A 24,569-nucleotide genomic window follows, 5' to 3' on the forward strand; every position below is an offset into this window, starting at 1 on the left:
GGCGACGTCTCCTTCCTCCCGCGACCCCGGACCGTGCCTCTGTCGACCCTCACGGTAGCCAGGACCGTGATCGGATGGCCGGTCAGGGGTGGCAGCGCGCGCCGAGCGGGCCCCTCGGTCAGGCGGGACGACGTTCCAGCAGCACGACCGGGATCGTCCGGGACGTCTTGCGCTCGTAGTCGGCGAACCCGGGGTACCGCTCCTTCTGCGTCTCCCACACCGGATCGCGCTCGGTCGCGGGGAGGTCACGGGCGCGTACCGGGACGGTCTCGATGCGCTCGCCGTCGCCGAGCTCGATCGACACCTCGGGGTTCGCGAGCAGGTTGTGGTACCAGTCCGGATTGTCCGGGGCACCCGCCTTGGACGCGAAGACCGCCCAACCGTCGTCCACGGCCTGGTACATGACCGGGGCGAGGCGCTCGGTGCCGCTGCGGCGGCCGACGTGGTGCAGGAGGAGCAGCGGTGCGCCCTCGAACTGCCCGCCGACGTGCCCGCCGTGGGAACGGAACTCCTCGATGATCTGCTGGTTCCAGTCGCTCACGGGCCCAGTCAACTCCTCCGGGCCGCGGGAGGCACCGTGACCGCGCCGCGCGAGGGTGAGGTCGTCGCCGGGACCGTCGACCCCACGGTCCGCGCCGAGCTCGGGGAGATCGAGCTGTGGACCGCGACGGCGACGGTCGCGCCGGGCGCCGACGCCGCCGGGCGCGAGCGGCTCGGGCGCCTGTCCGGGACCTTCCGCGCGGCCGACCGGATCCGCGAGCGGGCCGGCCGCCTCCTCGACCCGGCCTACCTCGCCTTCGAGCGCCAGGTCGGCCTCGACCCGACGCAGCCCCCGACGGCCCTCGAGCGGGACGCGCGCGAGGTCGTCGTCACCGGCGCCCTGCTGCCCGAGCACCCCTGCCACGACGTCCGGCTCGCCGTCCTGGCCGAGGTCGGGGTGCCGCTCGGGGTGCTCGACGGCCGCCGCACCCGCGGCCCGTGGAGCCTGCGCCCCGCCGTCGCGGGGGAGCGGTGGGCGCACGAGGGGCGCGGCGAGGCGCTGCCCGCCGGGGCGCTCGTCGTCGCGGATCCCGACGGGCCGGTGGCACCCGCCGCCGGGGACCCCCCGGCGGCGCTGGCCGCGGGCCGGCGCACCCGCGAGGCGGTCCTCTACGCGGTGAGGGTGCCGGGCGTGGCCAGCTGGGAGGTCAGCGAGGCGGTGTGGCGCGCCGCGCGCTACCTCTCCGGGACCTGAGCCCCGGGCCGGCCGGCACTGGCGCGACCGGGCCCGACCCCGCAGACTCGGCGGCCGCTGGGTGAGATCCGGGCGGAGCGGGATCCGGGCCGACGTGACGGGGGAGCGATGACCGCCATCGAGGAGCGTGCCCACCGGGCCGCCGAACTGCTGCTCCCGGCCCTCGACACGCCCGAGACGCTCGCCGCCCGGCGCGGCCTGCGCGAGCAGGTGACGGCGCTGCACGAGGAGCTCCGTCAGGCGCTGCAGGCGTCGTGGGCGCCGGAGACGCTCGCGGCCGCGGGCGGCGCGGCCGGCACCGGCGACGTGGCGCGGCTGCTCGACCTCGGGGAGCTCGAGACCGTGCGGGACGGCCTCCTCGCGAGCCTGGGGCGCGTCCGCGAGGCCGCGGCCCGCCGGGCGGAGGCGCAGGAGCGGGCCCGCGCCCTGCTCGACGCGATGTACGCCGACCCGGCCGCCCACCGCGGCGTCCGCCTCACCACCGACGACCTGGGCCTGCCCGGCTGCTGCCGGTGGCAGGTCAGGCCGGTGCTCGGGGTGGTCGGGCGGCTCGCCGGCTGGTGGCGGGTCAGGGTGTCGTCCGGCTGCCCTTGACGCGGCTACCCCCGCTCGACCGTCCAGCCCGACCGCAGCGGCGGGCCGCCGTCGCACGGCACCACCTCCCACGCCTCCGCTGACCACCGGAAGAGCGCGTCCTGGCCGTGGCGGCGCGCCAGCGCGAGCGCGGCGGCGTCGTCCCACCCGACGACGGCGGCCGACTCCTCGGCGTGCGTGCCGTCCGGCGCGGACGCCACCGCCCGGACGACGGTGAGGCCCGCCGCGGCGAGGTCGGCCTCCAGCGCCCGCTGCCGCCGGCGGTTCTCGGCGTCGCCGGGACGCTCGGGGCCCGGGTTGTGCGCGGTGAGCACGTGCACCGGGGACGCCCCGCAGGGGTACGGCCCCGGCCGGGCGGCGGGCCGCACGGTGAGGCGGCCGCCGTCGGGCCGGGTGAACACCACCTGCGCGCGCCGGTAGCCCGCGAGGCGCTCGTCGCGCGGCGGGGGACCGGACGGGTCGGGCACGGCGCGCCTCCACGGTGCGGCGGCGGGGGGCGGCCCACGCTGTCGGAGGGCGCGTCTAGCGTGCCGGGCAGAGGGGACGGAAGAGCGAGCGGGGGGTGGCGGCGTGACGCTCCACGTGCACCGCGCCGAGCGGGCCGACCGGCTCGCCGAGGCGCTGGCCGAGGTGCTCGCGGTCCCGCCGGCGGACCCGTTCGCCGCGGACGTCGTCGCCGTGCCGACCCGCGGGGTGGAGCGCTGGCTCGCCCAGCGCCTGGCGCACCGCCTCGGCGCCGGCCCGGGCGAGGACGGGGTGTGCGCCCGGGTCGAGTTCCCGCCGCCGGCCGAGCTCGTGGCCCGGGCCCGGGGCCGCGCGGAGGACGACCCGTGGCGGCCCGAGCGGCTGGTGTGGCCGCTGCTCGCGGTGGTCGACGAGTGCGCCGGCGAGGACTGGTGCGCGCCGCTGGGCACCTACCTCGGGCTGGTCGGCGACGCCTCCGGGACCCGCGCCGGCCGGCGCTTCGCCGCCGCCCGCCACCTGGCGCGGCTCTTCGACGCCTACGGCGAGCACCGCCCCGCGATGCTGCGGGCCTGGGCCGCGAAGGAGGACGAGGACGGCGCGGGGGGCGAGGTGCCGCCCGACCTGCGGTGGCAGCCCGAGCTGTGGCGCCGGCTGCGCGACCGGGTGGCGGTCCCCGGTCCCGGCGAGACGCTGCCGGAGCACTGCGAGGTCGTCGCCCGCGGCGGCGGCGACCTCCCCGGGCGCGTGTCGCTGTTCGGGCCCACGCGGCTCGCCACCGCCCACCTCGAGGTCCTCGAGGCGCTCGCCCGCACCCGCGAGGTCCACCTCTGGTTGCCGCACCCCTCGCCCGCGCTGTGGGACGCGGTGGCCGGGGCCGGCCCGGTCGGCAGCCCCCGCCGCGCCGCCGACCCGACGGCGGACGCGGCGGCGCACCCCCTGCTGCGCTCGCTCGCGCGCGACGCCCGCGAGCTGCAGCTGCGTCTGCCCGCCGGCGCCACCGACGTCCACCACCCCGCGCCCGGACACCCCCCGACGACGCTGCTGGAGCGCCTCCAGGACGACCTCCGGCGCGACCACGCGCCGGTGCCCACCGAGATCCCGCCGGACGAGAGCGTCGTCGTGCACTCCTGCCACGGGCCCGACCGGCAGGTGGAGGTGCTGCGCGAGGCGGTGCTGGGCCTGCTGGCGGACGACCCCACGCTCGAGCCGCGCGACGTGGTCGTCATGTGCCCCGACGTCGAGACGTTCGCCCCGCTGATCACCGCGGCGTTCGGGGCCGGCGGGTCCGACGGCTCCGACGGGACCGCCGGCCACCCCGGCCACCGGCTGGCGGTCCGGCTGGCCGACCGCGCGCTCACCCAGGTCAACCCGCTGCTGGGCGTGCTCGGGACGGTGCTCGACCTCGCCGACGCGCGGTTGTCCGCGAGCGAGCTGCTCGACCTCGCGGAGTCCGAGCCGGTCCGGCGCCGCTTCCGGTTCGACGACGACGACCTCGAGCGCCTGCGCACGCTCGTGGCGCGGGCGGGGGTCCGCTGGGGGCTCGACCGCGAGCACCGGGCCTCCTACCGGCTGGGGGGCGTCGCGGAGAACACGTGGGAGCGCGGCCTCGACCGGCTGCTCGTCGGCGTCGCGATGTCGGGCGACGAGCAGGTGTGGCTCGACACCGCGCTGCCCCTCGACGAGGTCGACTCCCGCGACGCCGACCTCGTGGGCCGGCTCGCCGAGCTCGTCGACCGGGTCGGCGAGGTGCTCCACCCGATGCGCGGCGAGCAGCCCCTCGGCACCTGGCTCGACGCGCTGACGCTCGCGGTCGACGCCCTCACCGCCACCCCGCCGTCGGAGGTCTGGCAGCTCACCCAGACCCGCGCCGTGCTCGCCGAGGTGCGCGGCGCCGGCGCCGGCGCCCCCGACCCGCTGCTCACCCTCCACGACGTCCGCGCCGTGCTCGCCGACCACCTCGCGGGGCGGCCCACCCGCGCGAACTTCCGCACCGGCACGCTCACCGTCGCCACGCTGCTGCCGATGCGCAGCGTCCCCCACCGGGTGGTGTGCCTGCTCGGCCTCGACGACCAGGTGTTCCCCCGTGAGACCGCCACCGACGGCGACGACGTGCTCGCGCGCGACCCGTGCGTCGGCGAGCGCGACGCCGCCGCCGAGGACCGCCAGCTGCTCCTCGACGCGGTCCTCGCCGCCACCGAGCGCCTCGTCGTCGTGCACTCCGGCGCCGACGAGCGCACCAACGCGCCCCGCCCGCCCGCCGTCCCGATCGGCGAGCTGCTCGACACCCTCGACGCCACGGCCACCGTCGGCGGCCGGCCGGCCCGCGAGCACGTCGTCCGCCACCACCCGCTGCAGCCGTTCGCGCCGCGGAACTTCTCGACCCGGGCCGGCCGCCCGTTCAGCTTCGACGCCGCCCAGCTCGCCGGGGCCCGGGCGCTGGTCGCGGGGCGGGCGACCCCGCCGCGGTTCCTCGACGGCCCGCTGCCGGCGCACCCCCGGGACGGCGCAGCACCGACCGACGTCGACCTGGCCGACCTGGTGCGCTTCGTCGAGCACCCGGTGCGGGCATTCCTGCGGCAGCGGCTGTCGCTCGTCGCCCGCGGCGAGGAGGAGGAGCCCGACGAGGCGCTGCCGGTCGACCCGGACGGCCTCGAGGTGTACAAGATCGGCAAGCGGCTGCTCGCCGACCGGCTCGCGGGGCACGACGTGTCGGCGTGCATGGAGGCGGAGCGCCGGCGCGGCAGCCTCCCGCCGGGCGCGCTCGGGGTCGCGCTGCTGCGCCGGGTCGGCCAGCAGGCCGAGAAGATCCGGCTGGCGGCGGCGCCGCTGTGGGAGACCCCCGCCCACGACCTCACGGTCGCCGCGGCCCTCGACGACGGCACGACGGTCGTGGGGACGGTGCCGGGGGTGCGGGGCACCACGCTCGCGTCGGTGTCGTTCGCCCGCCTCGCGGCGAAGCACCGGGCGGCCGCGTGGGTCCAGGTGCTCGCGCTCGCGGTGGCCTACCCGGACCAGCCGTGGTCGGCGACCACGATCGGGAAGGGCGGCCGCGAGGAGCCCACGGCGGCCGCGGTGATCCCGCGGATCGACCCCGAGCGGGCCCGGGCGGCGCTGACCGACCTGGTCGCGCTGCGCGCCGAGGGCCTGCGCGAACCCCTCCCGCTCTTCGCGAAGGCCTCCGAGCGCTACGTCGCCGACCGCCCGCGCAGAACGACCCGGCAGGCCTTCGACGCGGCACGGCGCTCCTGGTCGGCCGACTGGGGCGACGGGCGCGACCCGGCGCACGTCCTGGTGTGGGGCCGGGACCGCCCGCTCGACGACGTCGCCGGCGCCCCCACCGGCGCCGGGCCCGACGCCGGGGGCGAGTCGACACGGTTCGGGGAGCTCGCGGTGCGGCTGTGGCGCCCGCTGCGCGAGGCGGAGTCCGGGCGCGAGGAGCACTACCGGTGAGCGCCCCGACCGCCGAGGCCGTGACCCCGTTCGACGTCCTCGGCCGCTTGCCGCAGGGCACCACCGTGCTGGAGGCCAGTGCGGGGACGGGGAAGACCTACACGATCGCCGCGCTCGCGGCCCGCTACGTGGCGGAGGCGGGGGTGCCGCTCTCCGCGCTCATGCTCGTCACCTTCGGCCGCGAGGCCACCCGCGAGCTGCGGGAACGGGTCCGGGAGCGCCTCGTCGCGGTCGAGCGGGCGCTCGCCGCCGACGAGCCGGGGACCGAGCCGGGCACCGACCCGGTCACCGCGCTCGTCGTCGGGGCCGGGGTGGTCGACGACGCCGAGCGCACCCGCCGTCGTCGTCGCCTCGCGCACGCCCTGGCGCACTTCGACGAGGCGACCATCGCCACCACCCACCAGTTCTGCCAGGACATGCTCGCGGGACTGGGCGTGGCCGGGGACACCGACGCCGACGCGCGGTTCGTCGAGCAGATCGACGACGTGGTCGCCGAGGTCGTCGACGACTTCTACGTCCGCGCCTACGCGCCCGACCACGCGCCCGCGCCGCCGTTCGACCGGACCACCGCGCTCGCGCTCGGGCGGGCCGCCGTCGCCGACCCCACCGCGGTCATCGCCCCGGCGCCCGGCGCCACCACCGGCGAGGCGGACGCGCGGGCCCGGTTCGCGGCGGCCGTGCGCGACGAGGTCGACCGGCGCAAGCGGACCCGGCGGCTCTACACCTTCGACGACATGCTCACCCGGCTGCACGCGGCGCTCGTCGACCCCCGGCTCGGCGGGGCCGCCTGCGCCCGGCTCCGGCAGCGCTACCGGGTGGTGCTGGTCGACGAGTTCCAGGACACCGACCCCACGCAGTGGGACATCCTGCGCGTGGCCTTCCACGGGCACTCCACCCTCACCGTGATCGGCGACCCCAAGCAGGCGATCTACGCCTTCCGGGGCGCCGACGTCGTCTCCTACCTCGCGGCCGCGTCGAGCGCCGGGACGCGGGCGACGCTCGCGACGAACCACCGCAGCGACGCCGGCCTGCTCGCCGCCCTCGACACCGTGTTCGGCGGCGCCGCGCTCGGCGACGAGCGGATCGTGGTCCACCCGGTCGCCGCCGCGCACGAGGGCCCCCGGCTCGCCGGGGCGCCGGACGCCACGCCGTTCCGGCTGCGGGTCGTGCCGCGGGCCGGGCTGCGGGCGAACTGGCGCACCGGCCTGCCCGAGATCGGGCCGGCCCGGGCGCGGGTCGCGGCCGACCTCACCGCCGACGTCACCGCGCTGCTCGCCTCCCACGCGACGTGGGAGGGCGCGCCGCTCTCGCCGGGGCACCTCGCGGTGCTCGTACGCACCAACGCCCAGGCCGACCTGGTCCGCGACGCGCTCGCCGGGTCCGGCGTCCCCGCCGTGCTGGGTGGCGCCGCCAGCGTGTTCGCCACCGAGGCCGCCCGGGAGTGGCTGGCGCTGCTGGAGGCCCTCGAGCAGCCGGGCCGCGTCGTCCGGGTCCGGGCGGCGGCGCTGACCTGCTTCGTCGGGAAGCGGGCGGCCGAGCTCGACGCCGACCCGGACGGTGTGCTGGCCGAGGTCGGCGAGGACCTGCGCCGGTGGGCCGCGGTCCTGCGCGACCGCGGGGTCGCCGCCATGCTCGAGGCCGTCTCGGCGCGCCACGACCTGGTCCGCCGGGTGCTCGGCACCCTCGGGGGCGAGCGGCTGCTCACCGACGTGCGCCACGTCGGGCAGGTGCTGCACGCCGAGGCCGCCGAGCACCGGCTGGGGGTCGTCGCGATCACCGAGTGGCTGCGGCTGCGGATCGTGGAGAGCGAGGCCCGGCGGGGCGAGGCGCGCCCGGAGCGGACCCGGCGCCTGGAGTCCGACGACGACGCCGTCCAGATCCTCACCGTGCACAAGTGCAAGGGCCTGGAGTTCCCGGTGGTGTACGTGCCCTTCGGGTGGGACCGCTGGGTCCCCGGCGAGCCCCGCGAGGTGCTCCACCACGACGCCGCGGGCCGCCGGGTCCGGGCGGTCGGCGGGCCCGGCGACCCGGCGTGGGGCGAGCACACCCGGCTGCAGCGCATCGAGGACGACGGCGAGGACCTCCGGCTGCTCTACGTGGCGCTCACCCGCGCGCAGGGCCAGGTCGTGGCGTGGTGGGCCCCGTCGTCGCAGACCGCGCCCTCGGCGCTCAACCGCGTGCTGCGCGGGCGGGCGGGGCCCGGCGTCGAACCGCACCCCAGCGTGATCCTCACCGACGACACCACCGTGTCCGCGGAGCTCGCGGCGCTGGCCGGGCCCCACCTCGCCGTCGAGCCGGTCGAGACGCGCACGCCGCTGCCGTACGTGCCGCCCGCCGTCGAGCACGGGGGTCTCGGCGTGGCCTGCTTCGACCGGGAGCTCGACCTCGCGTGGCGGCGGTCGTCGTACTCCTCGCTGACCGCCGACGCCCATGCCCACGGCGTGCCGTCCGGGCTGCCGGGCCTGCCCGACCCGGCCACGTCGGAGCCCGAGGAGGCGACGGTCACCGACGAGGCCGACCTCGAGGTCGACCCGGCCGACACCACCGCCCTGCCCTCCCCGATGGCCGACCTCCCGCTCGGGCCGGCCTTCGGGGTGCTGGTGCACTCCGTGCTTGAGACCGTCGACACCGCGTCGGCCGACCTCGGCGCGGCCCTCACCGAGGCCGCCGCCGAGCACCTGGCCCGCCGCCCGCTCGCGGGGGTGACCGCGGTCGAGCTCGCGGCCGCGCTGGAGCCGGTGGTGCGGACCCCGGTCGAGCGGGACGGCTGGGCCTACGCCGACATCGCCCCGGGCGACCGGCTCGCCGAGCTCGACTTCGAGCTCCCCCTGGCGGGCGGCGACCGGCCGGGGTCGCGGGAGACGGTGACGCTCGGGCGGGCGGCGGCGCTGCTGCGCGACCACCTGCCGCCCGACGACCCGCTGGCCGGCTACCCCGAGGTGCTGGAGACCCTGGCCGGGCAGGTCCTGCGCGGCTACCTCACCGGCAGCATCGACGCCGTCCTGCGCACCCCGGACGGCCGGTTCGTCATCGTCGACCACAAGACCAACTGGCTCGGGCCGGCCCCCGTGGAGGGTGCCGGCGGGGCGGGCGACGCCCTGACCAGCGCGCACTACGGCCCGGCACAGATGACCACCGCGATGATCCGGGCGCACTACCCGCTGCAGGCGCTGCTCTACGGGGTCGCGCTGCACCGGTTCCTGCGCTGGCGGCTCCCGTCGTACCGCCCGGACCGCCACCTCGGCGGCGTCGCCTACCTGTTCCTGCGCGGGATGTGCGGGCCGGACACGCCCGTCCTCGACGGCACCACCTGCGGGGTCTTCCGGTGGTCCCCGCCGCCCGCGCTCACCGTCGCCCTGTCCGATCTCCTCGCCGGGGGGCCCGCGTGACGATCCTCGACCCGACCACCCGCGCGGCCCTGGCCGCCGAGGACGGCCTCCGGCTGGCCGTGCGCGCCACCGGCCTGCTCGCGACCTTCGGCGCCCGCGGGGTGCTCGCCCCGTCCGACGTCGCGGTCGCCCGCCGGCTCGGGCGCCTCGGCGGCGAGACCGACGAGGAGGTCCTGCTCGCGGCGGCGCTCACGGTGCGGGCGCTGCGCTCCGGGTCGGTGTGCCTGGAGCTCGCCGACGTCGACCGCCGCGTCCTCGGCGAGGACGACGCGCTCGTCCCGACCGACGACCTCCCCTGGCCCGAGCCGGCCGGGTGGGCGGCGGCCCTGGCGGCGAGCCCGTTGACCGCGCCGGGCGGCCCGCTGCGCCTCGACGACGGCCTGCTCTGGCTCGACCGGTACCGGCGTCAGGAGGACCAGGTCCGCGACGACCTCACGGCCCGGTCGGTGGCGGCGCCGCCGTCGGTCGACCCCGCACGGCTGCGGGCCGCCCTGGACCGGCTGTTCGGCGACGTCGGGGCGGACGACCACCAGCGCCTGGCCTGCGCGGTCGCGACGCTGCGGTGGACCGCGGTCGTCGCCGGCGGCCCCGGCACCGGGAAGACGACGACGGTGGCCCGCCTGCTCGCCGTGCTGCGCGACCAGGACCCCGGGCTGCGGATCGCCCTCGCGGCCCCCACCGGCAAGGCCGCCGCCCGGCTCGGCGAGGCCATCGGCGAGGAACGGCTGCCCGACGCCGACCGGGCGCGGGTGGGTACGCCCGAGGCCTCCACGATCCACCGCCTGCTCGGCCCGCGCGCGGACACGTCGTCCCGGTTCCGGCACGACCGGCACCGCCGGCTCCCGCACGACGTCGTCGTGGTGGACGAGACCTCGATGGTGTCGCTGACCCTGATGGCGCGGCTGCTCGAGGCGGTGCGCGACGACGCCCGCGTGGTGTTCGTGGGCGACCCGGACCAGCTGGCCTCGGTGGAGGCCGGTGCCGTGCTGGGCGACCTGGTGTCGGCACCCGACCTGGCCGGCGCCGCGGCGCGCGACGACGTCCTCGGCGCGGCCCTCGACGCCGCGGGCTGCACGTCCCGGCCCGCGGCCAACGGCGTCGTGCGGCTCGACCGCAACTACCGCAACAACGCCGACATCGCCGCCCTCGCCGCGGCCATCCGGGCCGGGGACGCCGACGCCGCCCTCGAGCGGCTGCGTGGTGCGGCCTCGCTGGAGTTCGTGGAGTACGACGACGCCGCGGCGCTCACCGAGCGGGAGCCGGCCGGTCTGGAGGGGCTGCGCGAGGAGGTCGTCAGCGGCGCGCGGGAGGTCGCGGCGGCCGCCCGGACCGGCGACGCGGACACCGCGCTCGAGCAGGCCGAGGAGCACCGACTGCTGTGCGCGCACCGGCGCGGCCCCTACGGCGTGTCGCGGTGGGCCGCGCAGGTGGAGCGGTGGCTGGACCGGGCGGACGAGGACGGCGACGTGCTGGTCGACCCCGACCGCGCGGCCGGCGCCGAGTGGTGGCCGGGTCGTCCGCTGCTCGTCACCGCCAACGACTACGACCTGGGGCTCTACAACGGCGACACCGGCGTCGTCGTCGAGCTCCCCACGCCCGGAGGCGGCACCCGGCCCGTCGCGGTGTTCAGCCGGGGCGGGACGCCGCTGCAGCGCTCGCCCGCCCTGCTGTCCGGGGTCCAGACGGTGCACGCGATGACGGTCCACCGCGCGCAGGGAAGCCAGTACGCCCGGGTTAGCGTGCTGCTCCCGCCGCCGGAGTCGCCGCTGCTGACCCGGGAGCTGCTCTACACCGCGGTGACCCGGGCCCGGACTGGGGTGCGCGTGGTGGGGTCCGCCGAGGCGGTCCGGGCGGCGGTGGAGCGTCCGGTCAGCCGTGCCTCGGGGTTCGCGCGCCGGGTGCCGTGACGCCGGGGGAGGTGACGTTCGGCGGGGGGCGGTGACTGTCGGGGGGCGCGTCGGGTATCTATCCAGCCATGGACCCCTCCCAGGCCCGCAACCCGTCGGCGCTGCCGGACAGCTCGCCCGAGAAGCAGAGCGAGCTGAAGCTCAACGCCGGGATCGGCATCATCGGCACGATCCTGTCGCTGTTCGTCACGGTCGTCTTCATCGCGGTGATCGACGAGCTCGTGCTCGGCATCGTCTTCGCGGTGGTGACCATCGTGTCGGCGGCGATCACGCTGTACGTGCTCGGGCGCAAGCGCCGGGGTGCGGCCGCGGCGGCGCGGTCCGACTCCGCGACGTCGTCCGGGACCGCCGCGGCCCACTAGGTGGCCTGCGGCCTCGTGAGCACAAAATGTCGGTATAGCGACACTTAGTGCTCACGGGGCGTCAGCCACCTGGCCCGACGACCAGCCCCAGCGCCCGGCACACGTCGGCGGCCTGCGACTCGCTGACGACGGCGCCCCGCAGCGTGCGCGGGGCGTCCTCGGTGAGCTCGCCGAGGTCGGCGCCGCGCAGGTCCGCGCCGGTCAGGCGGGTGTGGGCGAGGTCGACGTCGCGCAGCGTGCACCCCACGAGCGTGGCGTCGCGCAGGTCGGCGCCCCGCAGGTCGGCCTCCGAGAGGTCCAGCCCCCGCAGCACCACGCCGCGCCAGACCACGTCCTGCAGGTTCGCGAGCCCGAGGTTCGACCCGTCGAGGCGGTAGGTGACGGCGAGCCCGCGCACCCCCGACAGGTCGGCGCCGATCATGCGGCAGTCGGTGAACCGGGTCTCGGTGAGCAGCGAGCCGGTGAGGCGGAGCCGCGAGAGGTCGGTGGCCTCGAAGACGGCGTCGGTCAGATCGGCGTCGACCACGATCGCGCCGGCCAGCGAGCCACCGCGCACGCGGGCCCGGTCGAGGGTCGTGCCGCGCAGGTCGGCGCCGGGGAAGTGGCACCCCTCGAGGGTGAGGCCGGTGAGGTCGGCGCCGTGCAGGTCCGGCTCGTCAGCGGTGCAGCGCCGCAGGACGGGGTCGCGTCGCCCGTCGAGCAGGACACGCAGGTCGAGGCCGGACAGGTCCGCGTCCTCGACCGGCTCGCCCGCCGCCAGCAGGGCCGCGACCTCCTCGGCGCCCGGCTGCGTCGCTGTCACGGCGTCCACCCTGGCACCGGCGGGCCCGGGCCGTTCCGGCGAGGGGAACCCGCGGTCGCTCTAGCCGACCGAGGGGTCCCCTCACTCGACACGGGGCCGGCCCGGTGTTCCGGCGAGGGGAACCCGCGGTCGCTCTAGCCGACCGAAGGGTCCCCTCGCGCGGAACGCGGCGCCCTCAGCGGTAGCCGCGGAACCCCTGCCAGGCCAGCCGCCGATCCCGGCGCGGGTCGCTCTCGATGCGGTCGTCCACGTCGAAGATCCGCGTCAGCCGGTCCTCCGCGGTGTAGCGCGGCCAGAACCCGGCGGGCTCGCCGTCGTGGGCGAACGTCGTCCACGCGCGCTGCATCCGCCGCGAGGCGTCGCGCAGGGCCCGGCGCCCGCCGAGCGCCGTCAGCACCCGGCCGACGCGGGAGTCGGCCAGCCCGAACACGGTGTAGAGCTCCGTCCCGTGCGTGGCGCGCAGGCCGAGCAGCCGCAGCAGGCGCGGCGCCAGGTCGAAGCGGTAGGCGTGCACCGGGTGCCCCGCCGCCGCGTGCGACTCCATGACCCGCACCGACGGGTACCAGAACAGGTAGTCCCCGCCGAGGTCCTTACGGTGGCGGGTGCCCCGGTAGGCGGCGAGGACCTGCTCGCTGAGCTCGGGCTGCGTCGCGGCGAAGAGGGCGTCGGCGCGCTCGTCGGAGACCAGCAGGTCGAGCCGGAGCCCGGGGAGCTCGAACAGCCGGCCCTCGGTGTCGTTGGTGCCGATGATCAACGGGACGGGGTGGCTGCGGCCGGCCTCGAAGGCGTCGAGGGGGGCCTCCGGGAGCAGGTCGCCGTCCACGGTGGGCCCGGTGACGAGCACGCCCGGCGTGTCGTCCGCGGCGTGGCGCATCCGCCGGGACGCGGCGACGAGGTCCTCGGTCGAGGCGGCGTCGAGCAGCCGCGCCGCGGTCGTGGCGGGCAACGGCTCCCGACCCGTGCCGGGCACCGGGATGCCGTGGAGCCCCGCCAGCTCCCGCAGGTACTGCCGGGCCCAGCCGCCCGCGCGCTCGGCGGACCACGCGACCCCGGGCGCGGAGCTCTCGGCGATCGCGCGGTGGAAGAGCCCGCGGGCGGCGGGCACGGTCATCAGCGCGGTCACCGAGATCGCGCCGGCGGACTCACCGAAGATCGTGACGTTGTCCGGGTCACCGCCGAACGCCGCGATGTTGTCGCGCACCCAGCGCAGTGCCGCGAGCTGGTCGCGCAGCCCCAGGTTGCCGTCCATCGGCCGCTCGGGCGTCGAGAACGACGAGAAGTCCAGGTAGCCCAGCGCGCCGAGCCGGTAGTTGACGCTGACGTAGACGACGTCGCCGGAGCGGACCAGGCCGTAGCCGCGGTAGGTGGGCGCCGACGCGGCCCCGAGGACGAACGCGCCGCCGTAGAACCACACCATCACCGGGCGCGGACGGTCCGACGGCTCGGCGGGCGCGACGACGTTGAGGGTGAGGCAGTCCTCGTCCATCGGGGTGTGCTTGCCGGCGCCGATGAACTCGCCGATCCGCTCCTGCGGGGGCACCGGCCCGAACTCCACGGCGTCCCGGACGCCCTCCCACGGCTCCGGCGGCTCCGGCGCCCGGAGGCGGCGGGGCCCCACCGGCGGGGCGGCGTACCGGATCCCCCGCCAGGTGTTCACCCCGCGCTGTGTGCGACCGCGTACGACGCCGGCCGTGGTCTTGACCTCCGTGCCCGCGAGGGCGTCCGTTCGGCTCCCGTTCACCTCTCCACTCTGCGCCGGGCAGGCGGCACCCGTCCGGCCCGTGTGGTGCTCCTGACGACCATCGGGTGACTGGACACCGGATCGGCCGCGACGCGGTTCCCTGCCTGGCCGTACGCGAGAACACGAAGAGTGACACCATCGAGTAGAAAGCGCCCGATCAGTGAGGCGTGTCGCCTTGTCGGCCCAGAGAATCGCGGAATGGACGCGGAGGTGGCGGCGGCGTTGTGGCAGTTGGAGGCCGCCTTCGTCGCGCACCAGGCTCGCGAGGTCCTGGAGAACCTCACCCCCCGGCAGAAGCCCGTCGTGCTCGCCGAGGCCGATCCGCTGGCGCTCGCCCTCGGGCTCGGCGAGACGATCGGCGCCCCCGACGACGTCCGGGCGCTGACCCCGTGGCTGTTGCGCGCGGTGGTCTCCGACGACCGCGTCGACCTGCACTCGGTGCTCTCCCGCATCGCCGTCTTCTGGGACGGCTGGACCACCGCCGAGCGGACCGCGGTGCGCGACTTCGTCGACACCCTGTGGGTCGCCCTCCTCGACCGGCACCCCGGCCCCGTCTCCACCCTCCCGGTGGCCACGGCGGTCTCGTTCCTCGACGACGCCTCCGGGCTGGGCGACGGGCCCGCGCGGCTGCTCGGGATCTGGGAGTACAAGGACACCGCGAGCGCCGACCACCACCTCGCCGAGCTCGTGATCGACGCCCACTACGGCGCCCGGGTCGCCCCGGAGGTCCTGACGTGGGCCCGCGCGGTCCCGCAGCGCGAGCGGCTCGCGCGGGCGGCTGACCGTGACCGCCTCGAACCGTGGGCGAGCGACCTCGGGGCCGCGCTCGACGTCCTCGCCGCCACCCCGCCGGAGTGAGCCGGACCGAGCCGGACCGAGCCGGACCCGGTCGGCCGCGGGCGGCCCGGGCCGCGGGTCCGTGACAGGCTGGCGGGGTGTCCGAGGGTGGCGCGGTGGAGTCCTCGTGGTCCGGTGACCGGCTGGTCGGCGAGCTGGTGCGCCGGGGCATCGGCGGGGCCGGCCCGTGGCATTCCGCGCGGCGGGTCGCCGAGGACCACCTCGCCGACGCCGGGGGCGACGTCGAGACCGCGGTGCGCCGGCTGATCTCCACCCACGTGCGCCTCGCCGCCAGCTCCGGGCTCGTCACCAGCCTCGGCGGGGCGGCGACGATGGTCGTCACCGCGCCGGCCGGCGTCACCGGCCTCTACCTGGTGTGCACGCGCCTCGCGGCCGCCGTCGCGATCGCCCGCGGCCACGACCCGGCGGACCCCGTCGTGCGCACCGCCATCCTGCTCTGCGTCCTGGGCGCCGACGGCTCGGAGCTCGCCACCCGCACCGGGATCGACCTGCAGGAGATCTCGCTGCTCCCCGGGCTGCGGCGGCTGCCGTCCGAGGTCCGGGCCCAGCTCGACCGCCGCATCGGGTACCGCCTCGTGAGCCGCGCCGGTCGCCGCGGGGTGCTCAACCTGACCAAGCTCATCCCCGTGGTCGCCGGCCCGATCGGCGCCGGCGCGGACGGCATCACCGCCCGGTCGGTCGCGACCTACGCCGACGTCACCTTCTGGACGCGGGCCCTGCCCCCTCCTTCGAGTGATCCACGGTGAGTCGTGGTGCGAATGTGACGCATGTGGGTGTCAGAGTCCTCGCGCGAGCACCAGTGAGCGGAGGACACGATGGCGGCGCGGTCGGCATCCGGGACGACGGGCGGCGGACGCCGCGGCCCCGGCGGGCGTGACCGCCGCGGTCGTCCCGACGACGGCGGGCGGCGCCGCCCCCGGCGGACGCGGCTGCTGCTCGGGCTGGGCGCCGTCGTCCTCGTGGCCGCGCTCGCCCCGGCCGCCGTCGCCGACCCGGAGCCCGCGGCGACCCCCGACCCCGCCCGCGCCGTGAGCGCCCTGCCGGCGGCGACGCTCCCCCCGGCGGACGCCACCGGCGCCTCGATCACCGCGCTCCCGCTCACCTCGGTGGCGCGCGACGGCGAGGGGACGCAGGTCGCGCGGTCCGCGGCCCCGCTGCAGCTCGTCGCGGTGACGTGGACCGGTCCGACCCCCGACACGATCGCGCTGCGCTCCACCGACGCCGCGGGCCGGTGGGGCACCTGGCTCCCGCTCGACTCCAACGCCGACGAGCGCGACGGCACCCCAGCCCGGACGACCGGCGGGGGGACCGACCCCGTCTGGGTCGGCGACCGCACGCAGGTCGAGGTGCGGGCCACCCGCGGCGGCGCGCCGGTGACGGACGGCCTGACGGTGCGGCGCATCGACCCCGGCAGCTCGGCGAACGACGCCGCGATCGGCGCCCGGGCCCGGGAGCGCGACTCCTCGGCCCGTGCGGGCGCCCCGCCCGCGCCCGCCTACGTCACCCGCGCCCAGTGGGGAGCCGATCCGAAGCTCATGACGTGGGCGCCGCAGTACACGGCGACGACGCGGGCGGTGACGATCCACCACACCGCCGAGTCGAACGACTACACCCCCGAGCAGTCGGCGGCGATCGTGCGCGGCATCTACGCCTACCACTCGGTGCAGAACGGCTGGGGCGACATCGGCTACAACGCCCTCGTCGACAAGTACGGGACGATCTTCGAGGGCCGCGCGGGCGGCATGGACCGGCCCGTCGTCGCCGCCCACGCCGGCGGGTTCAACCAGGAGACCTTCGGCATCGCGATGATGGGCACGCTCACCGCCACCCCGCCCACCCCGGCGGAGCTGGCGTCGGTGGAGCGCCTCGCCGCGTGGAAGCTCGGCGGGATGTACCGCGACCCGTCGCAGAAGATCACGCTGACCTCCGCCGGGGGCGGGACCTCGAAGTACGCGAAGGGGCAGACGGCGACCGTCGACGCCCTCTTCGCCCACCGCGACGTCGGGAACACCGAGTGCCCGGGCAACGCGGGCTACGCGGCCATGGACACCATCCGCGCCGAGACCGCGAAGCTCATCGCCGCCGCGGGCACCGACGTCCGCTCCGCGTGGACGGCGCACCCCGACCTCGGCCAGCCCACCCGCGACGAGCAACCGACCGCGGACGGGCGCGCCCGGTTCACCGACTTCGAGCACGGGTCGGTCTACTGGTCGCGGGCCACCGGCGCGCACGAGGTGTCCGGGCCCATCCTGGCGACGTGGCGGGCCCGGGGCGCGGAGCGCTCCCCGTTGGGCCTGCCGACCGGCGACGAGCACGCCGTCGATGGGGGCCGGGCCCAGTCCTTCGAGCACGGGACGCTGCGCCTCGACACCGTCACGCAGGCCGTCTCGGGGTGATCCCGCGCGCGGTGACCTCCGGCGCGGGACCATGACCGCGTGAACGGAGAGGCCGGGTCGCCACCGCCCGGGGTGGCGGACGCCCTGGCGCGCCTCCGGGAGCTGCTCGCCGACGGTGATCCACCCCTCGACGAAGCGGCGCTGCAGATCGCCCGGCTCGCGGACCCCGACGCCGACGTCGACGCCGCGCTCGCCGAGCTGGACCGGCTGGCCGAGGGCGTCACCGACCTCGACGGCCTCGTCGTGCGCCTCTACACCGAGGAGGGCTTCGCCGGGAACCGCGAGGAGTACTACGACCCCCGCAACTCCTCGCTCGTCGAGGTCCTCGCCCGGCGCCGCGGCATCCCGATCACCCTCGCCGTCGTCGTCCTCGAGGTGGGGCGCCGCGCCGGGCTCGCCCTGGAGCCCGTCGGCATGCCGGGACACTTCCTGGTCCACCCCCGCGACTCGGGGTGGTACCTGGACCCGTTCACCGGCGACCTGCTCGGGCTCGACGAGTGCGAGGCGCTCTTCCGGGCCTCGACCGGCGTCGGCCGCGACGTGCCGTTCCACCCGGCGCTGCTCGTGCCGGTCTCGGTGCAGTCGGTCCTCGTGCGGATGCTGACCAACCTCCGCGTGATCCACCGCGCCGCGGGGCGCGTGCCGGAGCTGCGCTGGGTGCTCGAGGCACGGCTGCTGCTCGCGGGTGTCGGGGCGGACGAGGTCGTCGAGCTCGCGACGACGGTGGGCCGCCGGGGGGACTACCTCGCCGCGGCCCGCCTGCTCGACCACTGGACCGAGCGGCTCCCCCGCGACACCGCCCGGCTCGCCCGCCACGCGCGCGCCTGGCGGGCCTACCTCAACTAGGTGCGCTCCGCGCTCGTGAGCACTAACTGTCGCTATACCGACACTTTCTGCTCACGAGCGCGGAGCGCACCTACTCGAGGCCCTGCTCGATCGCGTAGCGGGCGAGCTCGACGCGGTTGGTGAGCTGGAGCTTGCGGAGCACGTTCTGCACGTGGTTCTCGACGGTGCGGTGGGACAGGCCGAGGCGCTCGGCGATGCGACGGGCGGTGAGGCCCTTCGCCACGAGTCGCAGCACCTCGGTCTCGCGCGGGGTGAGGGCGGCCCCGGCGGCGTCGGCCGGGGCCTCCCGAGCCCGGCGGCGGAACTCCCCGAGCACGAGGCCGGCGAGCTCCGGCCCGAACACCGCCTGCCCGGCGGCCGTCCGCTCCACCGCGTCGACGAGCTCCGCCACCTGCGCCGACTTCACCAGGTAGCCGGACGCGCCGGCCCGCACCGCGGCGAGCACGTCGCCCTGCTCGGCGCTCGCCGAGAGCACCAGGACGCGCGTGCCCGGGAGCGCCTCGAGGAGCGCGGCGGTGGCGCCGGCGCCGTCGAGCCGCGGCATCTGCAGGTCCATGAGCACGACGTCGGGCCGCGCGGCCGGGGCGATCCGGACGGCGGCGGCCCCGTCGCCCGCCGTCGCCACCACCTCGAGCCCCCGCTCGCCGAGGTCCCGCGCCACGCCCTCGCGCCACATCGGGTGGTCGTCGACCACCATGACCCGCACCGTCACCGGTCCGCCTCCCCCTCCGCGGCGGCGTCCCGCGGCACCCGGATCTCCCACTCGACACCCTCCCCGGGCCCGGTCACCAGGGCCGCGCGTCCGCCGAGCTCGGCGACCCGGCCCCGGATCGACGACGCGACCCCGAGGTGGCCCTGCGCCGCCGCGGCCTCGAGGCGCCCGTCGGGGATGCCGGGGCCGTCGTCGCGCACGCTCACCGTCACCGCGTCCGGGTCGTCCTCGAGCAGCACCCAGAGCCCGGTGCCGGGCCCGGCGTGGGCGTCGGCGTTGGCCGCGGCCTCCCGGACCACCGCGAGCAGCGGGCGCGCGCGGCCGCCCGCGAGCCACACCGGGTCCGGGGGCACGGCCAGCACCGCCCGCGCCGGCAGCGCCGCGCCGAGCGCGGCGCCGAGGTCGACCGGCTCGTCGTCGGGTCCGTCGAGACCGACCGGGCCGCGCGTGATCAACCGCCGCAGCGACGCCTCCTGCTCCGCGGCCGCCCGCGCCAGCTCGGGGTCGCCCAGGGCCGGCCCGCGCCGCGTGACCAGCGCGAGGACCTGCAGGACGCCGTCGTGGATGTCGCGGGCGAGCCGCTCCCGTTCCGCTGCGGCCGCCTCGGTGGCGATCGCCTCCTGCAGCCGCTGCGCCGAGCGCCGCATCGCGACCGCGGCGAAGCCGACGGCGACGCCGGCGACCAGCAGCAGCTGCGCGTCGGAGAGCAGCGCCGCGTCGAGGGCCCGCCGCGTGACCCACAGCGCCGCCACCGACACCGCGACCGCGTTGATCGCGGGGCGGATCCCGTACGCGACGGCGACCGCGAGGACGGCGCCCGCCGACCACACCGTCGTGATCACCGGGCCGCCCGCGGCGAGGCGGGCCGGGTCGGCCACGAGGAGGGTGCTGGTGGTGGTCAGCACGGTCACCGCGAGGTCGACGACGGCGAGGCGGCGCGCCCCGCGCAGGTAGGCCACGCTCGTGACCAGCGTCCAGACGGCCATGAACACCACGACCCCGACGCCGAGCGCGGGCCGGGCGTAGCCACCGGCGTCGCGCGCCACGTTCACCACGGCGTAGACCAGCGCCACCACCCGGAACACGGCCAGCCCCCGCCACAGCGGCACGAGCGCCGCGTCGACGTCGACGGTGGCGCCGCGGCGCACGGCGCGCGCCGGCGCCGAGGGGCGCGTCCCGGCGTCGGATGCGCTCATCGGGCCTCCGCCGCCGGACCGCGTCATCGATCGGGGTGCCCGACCGTCCCTGGGGTGGGTGGGACCGACCCCGCCCGGGAACCGGCCGGCGTCAGCATGCCCTACCGGTGTGACACCGACCATGGAACTCGACCACCCGGGTGGTGGTGCGGTGGTCACCGGTGGTGGACGGGCGTGACGGTCCCATTACCGTGGATCCGCCGCGGGCCCCGCACCGGGGTGGCGGAGGGCCCACACGGCGCAGGGTACGAGCGGCAGGGCGAGGCGAGGAGGACCGGGTGACGAGCTGGGTGATGGCGGTCGAGGTGACGCCGTCGGAGCTGGTCGCTGTCGACGTCGACCGCGCCGACCGCGCCGGCAGCGGGTCCCTGACCCCGCGTCGGGTGCCGTGGGACGGCGGGGACGGCGGGGACGGCGCCGCCGGGCAGGACCCGGTCGACGTGCTCGCGGACGCGTTCGCCCGCGCCGTCGCGGGCGCCGCGCACCCGGACGCCGCGGCGCGCCCGGCACGGGTGGTGGTCGCGACCCCGCCCGACACCGAGCGCCGCCGCTTCGAGGAGATCGCCGAGGCGACCGCGCTCGTCGGGCTCCCCGCGCCCTCGTGGCTGCCCGGGCCGGTCGCCCTCGTCGGCGACCGCATCGCCGCGGAGGTCGAGGTCGGCGGGCAGAGCGTGGTGCTCGACGCGCGCGGCGGCGGGCTGACCGCGTGGCCGGTGCGCCGGACCGGCGTCGGCGCGGAGATCGGCACGCGCGGTCCCATCGCGACTGGCACCCGCCTCGACCAGCTCCTGCTCGGCGTGGTCCGCGCCCAGCTGCGCTCGCTCGACCCCGACGCGTCCGCCGCTTCCGGCGACGAACCCCGGCCGGGGTCCCGGTCGCCGGGGGCCGCCCGCGACCTGCGCGGGGAGGCCGCGCGACTGCGGCGGAGCATCCGCCGGGCGCGGGCACGGCTCGCCGCCGAGGCGGTCGACGAGGCCGCCGTGACGGCCGAGGGCGTCGAGGTGGTGGTCGACCGCGGCGTGTTCGACCAGCTCGTCGAGCACGCGGTGCGGGAGAGCCTGGCCGAGGTCGCCGACGGTCCCGAGGGGCCGCCCGACCCGGTGGTCCACGTGCTCACCGACCGGCCGAGCCCGCTGGCCCTCCGGCTCGCGGAGCTCACCGCGGACGGCGAGCGGGCCGAGAACGCGCTCGTGGTACCGGGCGACGCCCAGGACGGCGTGCTGGGCCTGGCGGCGCTGCTGATGCCGGCGCGGTCCCGGCCCGCCCGTGCGGCCTCGGGGGCCCAGGCCATCCGGGCGGCCCGGGCGGTCGGGAGTGCGCCCACCCCGGTCGGCGTCGGAGCGGGCCCGGGACCGTCGGGGCCCGACCTCGCTCCGGACGTCCCTCGGGAGCGCGACGGCGGGCCCGGCGACGGCCTCACCGACCGCTCCGACGACCGCCCCGACGACCACACCCCGCCGACGGGCCTGACCCGGTCGGACGGCGACGCCGAGGACGTGCTCGTCCCCGAGGCGCGGCTGCCGTCCTCACCCGTGCAGGCCCAGCACCGCCGCACGTCCGCGGAGCCCGACGACCCGGAGCCGGCCGACACCCCGCGCGGCGCGGTCGCCGCCCCGCCGGAGGCGCCCGAGCACGACGAGGGTCCCGACGACGGCCCCGACCGGCTGCCCGAGCACGCGGCCGCGGGCCGTCCCGACCAGGGCCACCTGGCCCTCGCGGCCGCGGCGCCGCACGAGGTCCGGCCGGCGAGCGACGCCCCGCCCGGCGGCCGCTCCCCGGAGAGCGGCCCGCGCCCGGTCGGCGACCTCGGGGACACGGCTCAGGGCGGTCCCGAGGAAGGGCGCCTGCCGCGCGCCACCGTCCGCGGCCGCCGCGGGCCCGACACCGCGCCCCAGCCCGTCCCCGAGCCCGACGACCGCGCCGGCCGGGCGCCGCGCGGCGTGGTCCCGGTGCTGGTGGTCCTGGTGGTGCTGGCCGTCCTCGCCGCCGTGGGGGTGCTGCTCGTCGGGCCCGATCAGGTCGACGCGGCGTTCGCGGGGCTCGGCGCGGGCACCGTCGGCCTGGCGAGCCTCATTCGGTGACGGCCTCCACGTAGGCGTCGGGGTCCTTGTCGGAGAAGTCCAGGCCCCGCGCGCCCGCGTGCTCGGACTTGAACTGCTCGAACTTGGCCCCGAGCTCCTGGCGGAAGGCGAGGCTGGTCACCCGGCGGAACGGCGCGAGGTCGTCGCTCTCCTCCTCGGACATGTGGTGGTTGTTGGCGTGGTCGCACTCGTCGATCGCCGACCACCAGTCCTCGCTGCCGACCTCCTGGTCGAACGCCTTGCGCGCCGCGGCCCGGATGTCGTCGTGGTCCCCGACGGCGTCCTCGGTCGCCGAGGCCTCCTCGTCGTCCGCGCGGCGGGCCATCGACGGGTAGAAGTGCTCCTCCTCGGCGGAGGCGTGCACCTCGAGGTGGCGGGCGAGCTCGTCCCAGACCTTGCCGGCCTCGTCGAGCCGGTCGGCGTCGTCACGGAGTTCGGCGAGCAGCAGGAAGCGGCGGCGGAACCAGTCGTGGTCGTCGAGGATCATCTCGGTGATGTCCGCGGACATGCGGTGCCCTCCCGGTCGGGCGTGTGGTGGTGCCCGGGAGCTACCCGGCGGCGTGCCCGGGCAACCCGCGCCGTCGCTCAGGAGAGCTGGACGTCCCCGGAGGGCTCGACGAACCACACCTCCGCGCGCGCGTCCCGCAGCACGTCCGCGCCGTCGTCGGCGAGGGCCCGGTAGCGCCGGGTGTCGGGGAGGGCGATGACGACCCGGCTGCGCGGGTGGGCCCGGCGTCGCTGCGAGGCCGCCCGGGTCGCGGCGCGGAACCAGTCCCCGGCCAGCGTGGTCGGGTGGCTGCGCGCACCGTCCGGGGGCCAGCCGGTGACCTCGACGTGGACGTCGTCGCCGTCGAGGGTGGCGACGAGGTCGTGCGCCGGACCCGCGACCGACGCCGCCCGGATCGTGCCGCCGCGCCGGGCGAGCCACGTGGCCACGGCCGCGGCGACGTTCTGGGTCCGCGACCAGCCCTGCAGCACGTCGCGGGTCGGGAGGACGACCTCGTCGGTCGGCTCGGGGACCCGCCGCAGAGCCGCGCGCTCGGCCATCCGCTCGCGCAGCGCGGTGCGCGCGCCGGCGGCCGGGGCGAACGGCAGGAACCGCAGCAGCGGCTCGTCGGGGTCGTCCGGGGCCCAGTCGTCGCGCTCGGAGCGGCGCATGCGGGCCACGTCGTCGGAGGGCGCCTTCGTCCGCCGGCGGGGTCGGCGCGAGGGTGCGCCGACGAGGGCCGGCTCGGGCTCCTCGAGGGGCACGTCAGGCTCGCCGGGGGCCGGTGCGGGCTGCGCGGTGTGCCCCTGGGTGGGGGTGGACTCGGGGGCCGGGGGGCTCGGCTCGGCGAGGGGCACGTCAGGCTCGTCGGCGGCCGGTGCGGGCTGCGTGGTGTGCCCCTGGGTGGGGGTGGACTCGGGGGCCGGGGGGCTCGGCTCGGCGAGGGGAACGTCAGGCTCGCCGGGGGCCGGTGCGGCCTGCGTGGTGTGCCCCTCGGTGGGGGTGGGCTCGGCAGCCGGGGCGCTCGGCTGGGCGAGGGGCACGTCAGGCTCGTCGGCGGCCGGTGCTGGCTGCGCGGTGTGCCCCTCGAGGCCCGCCGCGGTCAGGCGCGTCCGGATCGGGACGTCGCGAGACCGGGCGGTGCGCTCGACGAGGCCGGCCTTCGCGAGCTTGCGGCACTGGTAGTTGAACGCCTTGGGGTCGACGTCGGGGTGCTGCCCGGCGAGCGCCGCGGCCAGCCCGGTGTCGGTGAGCCCGTCGGGGTGCTCGCGCAGGACCCGGACGATGCTCGCCTGCACCGGGGACAGCGCCGGCCGCGGCGGTTCCTCCTCGAGGGGCACGTCGGGCGGCGTGGTGTGTTCCTCGACGACCGGCACGTCGTCGAGCAGCCGCGTCCGCACGGGCCGGGTGCCCACCCGCTCGACCGTCCCGGCCGCGACCAGCCGGCGGCACTGGTGATTGACGGCCTTCGCGGTGAGATCCGGGTACCGCTCCCCGAGGACCGCGGCGATCTCCGCGTCGGAGAGACCCTCCGGAGTCCCGGCCAGCAACCGGATGATGTCCTCCCGTGGCCCGGCGGCCGACTCGGGGACCGGGAGCGCCATGGCCGCTCTCCTCCGTGAACGGTGCGCCCGTCCGGGCGACTGCCCGTGTGACGGGATGCGGGATGACGTGCGTGACCTTCCTGTGATCCGTATGGTAACGGGGCATGCTGGCACTGACGGAGACGGCTGCCGAGGCCATCTCCAACATCCTCGAGACCAACGAGATGCCCGAGGGCTCCGGCCTGCGCATCGCCGCGACGCCGAACATGGCCGAGGAAGGCCTCGAGCTGTCGGTCGCGCCGAACCCCGCCGCGGACGACACCGTCCTCGAGGGCGGCGGCGCCGTCATCTTCCTCGAGCCGATGGCCGCGTCGGCGCTCGACGACAAGGTGCTCGACGTCGAGAAGATTCCGGAGAACGAGACCGACGGCTCCGGCGACGAGTACCGCTTCGCCATCACGCCGCAGTCCGAGCTCCAGGCCTGAGCTCCGGCCTCACCGCAGCA

The 24,569-nt window shown here is 77.5% G+C and carries 20 protein-coding genes; 12 read left to right on the top strand and 8 right to left on the bottom strand.

The window, feature by feature from the left end; genetic code table 11:
* Positions 1-118: 118 nt before the first annotated feature.
* The gene (locus HH311_RS19605) at positions 119-541 is read right to left on the bottom strand and encodes a nitroreductase family deazaflavin-dependent oxidoreductase (protein WP_169185376.1); all 423 of its coding nucleotides are present in this window, start codon (positions 539-541) and stop codon (positions 119-121) included.
* A 36-nt stretch (positions 542-577) separates the two neighbouring features.
* Between HH311_RS19605 and HH311_RS19610 the strand changes: the two genes are divergently transcribed.
* Both HH311_RS19610 and HH311_RS19615 read left to right on the top strand, forming a co-directional pair.
* Complete coding sequence (locus tag HH311_RS19610; RefSeq protein WP_169185377.1) at positions 578-1,234, top strand: hypothetical protein; 657 nt, start codon at positions 578-580, stop codon at positions 1,232-1,234.
* 108 nt (positions 1,235-1,342) lie between these two features.
* Positions 1,343-1,828 carry a hypothetical protein gene (locus tag HH311_RS19615; RefSeq protein ID WP_169185378.1) on the top strand — a complete coding sequence of 162 codons (486 nt, stop codon included), beginning with the start codon at positions 1,343-1,345 and terminating at the stop codon, positions 1,826-1,828.
* Positions 1,829-1,833: 5 nt separating this feature from the next.
* Here the strand turns inward: HH311_RS19615 and HH311_RS33425 are convergent, their stop codons facing one another.
* Positions 1,834-2,295, bottom strand: a complete 462-nt coding sequence (locus HH311_RS33425; RefSeq protein ID WP_169185379.1) for a DUF3293 domain-containing protein — start codon at positions 2,293-2,295, stop codon at positions 1,834-1,836.
* A 103-nt stretch (positions 2,296-2,398) separates the two neighbouring features.
* Here HH311_RS33425 and recC point away from each other — a divergent pair, with 103 nt between their 5' ends.
* The 4 genes from recC to HH311_RS19640 all read left to right on the top strand — a co-directional run bounded on the left by recC (position 2,399) and on the right by HH311_RS19640 (position 11,401).
* Entirely contained in the window at positions 2,399-5,743 is a 3,345-nt protein-coding gene (gene recC, locus HH311_RS19625; protein ID WP_169185380.1) for an exodeoxyribonuclease V subunit gamma, read from the top strand.
* Positions 5,740-9,132, top strand: coding sequence for a UvrD-helicase domain-containing protein (locus HH311_RS19630; RefSeq protein WP_169185381.1), 3,393 nt, complete (start codon positions 5,740-5,742; stop codon positions 9,130-9,132). Before recC ends, HH311_RS19630 begins: the two co-directional genes overlap by 4 nt.
* A complete protein-coding gene (gene recD / locus HH311_RS19635) occupies positions 9,129-11,039 on the top strand; it encodes an exodeoxyribonuclease V subunit alpha (RefSeq protein WP_169185382.1) in 1,911 nt (636 codons plus the stop codon). The genes HH311_RS19630 and recD overlap by 4 nt, the downstream gene beginning before the upstream one ends.
* A gap of 68 nt (positions 11,040-11,107) precedes the next feature.
* Positions 11,108-11,401, top strand: a complete 294-nt coding sequence (locus HH311_RS19640) for a hypothetical protein (protein ID WP_169185383.1) — start codon at positions 11,108-11,110, stop codon at positions 11,399-11,401.
* A gap of 61 nt (positions 11,402-11,462) precedes the next feature.
* Here HH311_RS19640 and HH311_RS19645 read toward each other — a convergent pair whose 3' ends face one another.
* Together HH311_RS19645 and HH311_RS19650 are read right to left on the bottom strand one after the other, a co-directional pair.
* Positions 11,463-12,203 (bottom strand): pentapeptide repeat-containing protein, encoded by a 741-nt coding sequence (locus HH311_RS19645; RefSeq protein ID WP_169185384.1) that lies wholly within the window; start codon positions 12,201-12,203, stop codon positions 11,463-11,465.
* 175 nt (positions 12,204-12,378) lie between these two features.
* A complete protein-coding gene (locus HH311_RS19650) occupies positions 12,379-13,944 on the bottom strand; it encodes a carboxylesterase/lipase family protein (protein WP_169185385.1) in 1,566 nt (521 codons plus the stop codon).
* Between the two features lie 198 nt (positions 13,945-14,142).
* Here HH311_RS19650 and HH311_RS19655 point away from each other — a divergent pair, with 198 nt between their 5' ends.
* The 4 genes from HH311_RS19655 (at position 14,143) to HH311_RS19670 (ending at position 18,044) form a co-directional block, all read left to right on the top strand.
* On the top strand, positions 14,143-14,802 hold the full coding sequence (locus tag HH311_RS19655; protein ID WP_169185386.1) for a hypothetical protein: 660 nt from the start codon (positions 14,143-14,145) through the stop codon (positions 14,800-14,802).
* Positions 14,803-14,879: 77 nt separating this feature from the next.
* Complete coding sequence (locus tag HH311_RS19660) at positions 14,880-15,548, top strand: hypothetical protein (RefSeq protein WP_169185387.1); 669 nt, start codon at positions 14,880-14,882, stop codon at positions 15,546-15,548.
* Positions 15,549-15,617: 69 nt separating this feature from the next.
* Positions 15,618-17,198 (top strand): N-acetylmuramoyl-L-alanine amidase, encoded by a 1,581-nt coding sequence (locus HH311_RS19665; protein WP_169185388.1) that lies wholly within the window; start codon positions 15,618-15,620, stop codon positions 17,196-17,198.
* A 39-nt stretch (positions 17,199-17,237) separates the two neighbouring features.
* Positions 17,238-18,044 carry a SirB1 family protein gene (locus HH311_RS19670; protein WP_169185389.1) on the top strand — a complete coding sequence of 269 codons (807 nt, stop codon included), beginning with the start codon at positions 17,238-17,240 and terminating at the stop codon, positions 18,042-18,044.
* Between the two features lie 70 nt (positions 18,045-18,114).
* Here the strand turns inward: HH311_RS19670 and HH311_RS19675 are convergent, their stop codons facing one another.
* Together HH311_RS19675 and macS are read right to left on the bottom strand one after the other, a co-directional pair.
* Positions 18,115-18,741, bottom strand: a complete 627-nt coding sequence (locus tag HH311_RS19675; RefSeq protein ID WP_169185477.1) for a response regulator transcription factor — start codon at positions 18,739-18,741, stop codon at positions 18,115-18,117.
* Positions 18,742-18,752: 11 nt separating this feature from the next.
* Positions 18,753-19,952, bottom strand: a complete 1,200-nt coding sequence (gene macS / locus HH311_RS19680) for a MacS family sensor histidine kinase (protein WP_169185390.1) — start codon at positions 19,950-19,952, stop codon at positions 18,753-18,755.
* A 278-nt stretch (positions 19,953-20,230) separates the two neighbouring features.
* Here macS and HH311_RS19685 point away from each other — a divergent pair, with 278 nt between their 5' ends.
* Positions 20,231-22,033: a hypothetical protein gene (locus HH311_RS19685; protein WP_169185391.1), complete on the top strand. Its 1,803-nt coding sequence runs from the start codon at positions 20,231-20,233 to the stop codon at positions 22,031-22,033.
* Here HH311_RS19685 and HH311_RS19690 read toward each other — a convergent pair.
* Positions 22,023-22,541, bottom strand: coding sequence for a hemerythrin domain-containing protein (locus HH311_RS19690; protein ID WP_169185392.1), 519 nt, complete (start codon positions 22,539-22,541; stop codon positions 22,023-22,025). The genes HH311_RS19685 and HH311_RS19690 overlap by 11 nt on opposite strands.
* A gap of 77 nt (positions 22,542-22,618) precedes the next feature.
* On the bottom strand, positions 22,619-24,124 hold the full coding sequence (locus tag HH311_RS19695; protein WP_169185393.1) for a MarR family winged helix-turn-helix transcriptional regulator: 1,506 nt from the start codon (positions 24,122-24,124) through the stop codon (positions 22,619-22,621).
* Between the two features lie 104 nt (positions 24,125-24,228).
* On the opposite strand from HH311_RS19695, the gene HH311_RS19700 reads away from it, so the two are divergent.
* Positions 24,229-24,549, top strand: coding sequence for an adhesin (locus HH311_RS19700; protein WP_169185394.1), 321 nt, complete (start codon positions 24,229-24,231; stop codon positions 24,547-24,549).
* The last annotated feature ends 20 nt before the right edge of the window (positions 24,550-24,569 follow it).

The organism is Actinomycetospora sp. TBRC 11914 (assembly GCF_012933465.1).
Taxonomy (GTDB): domain Bacteria; phylum Actinomycetota; class Actinomycetes; order Mycobacteriales; family Pseudonocardiaceae; genus Actinomycetospora.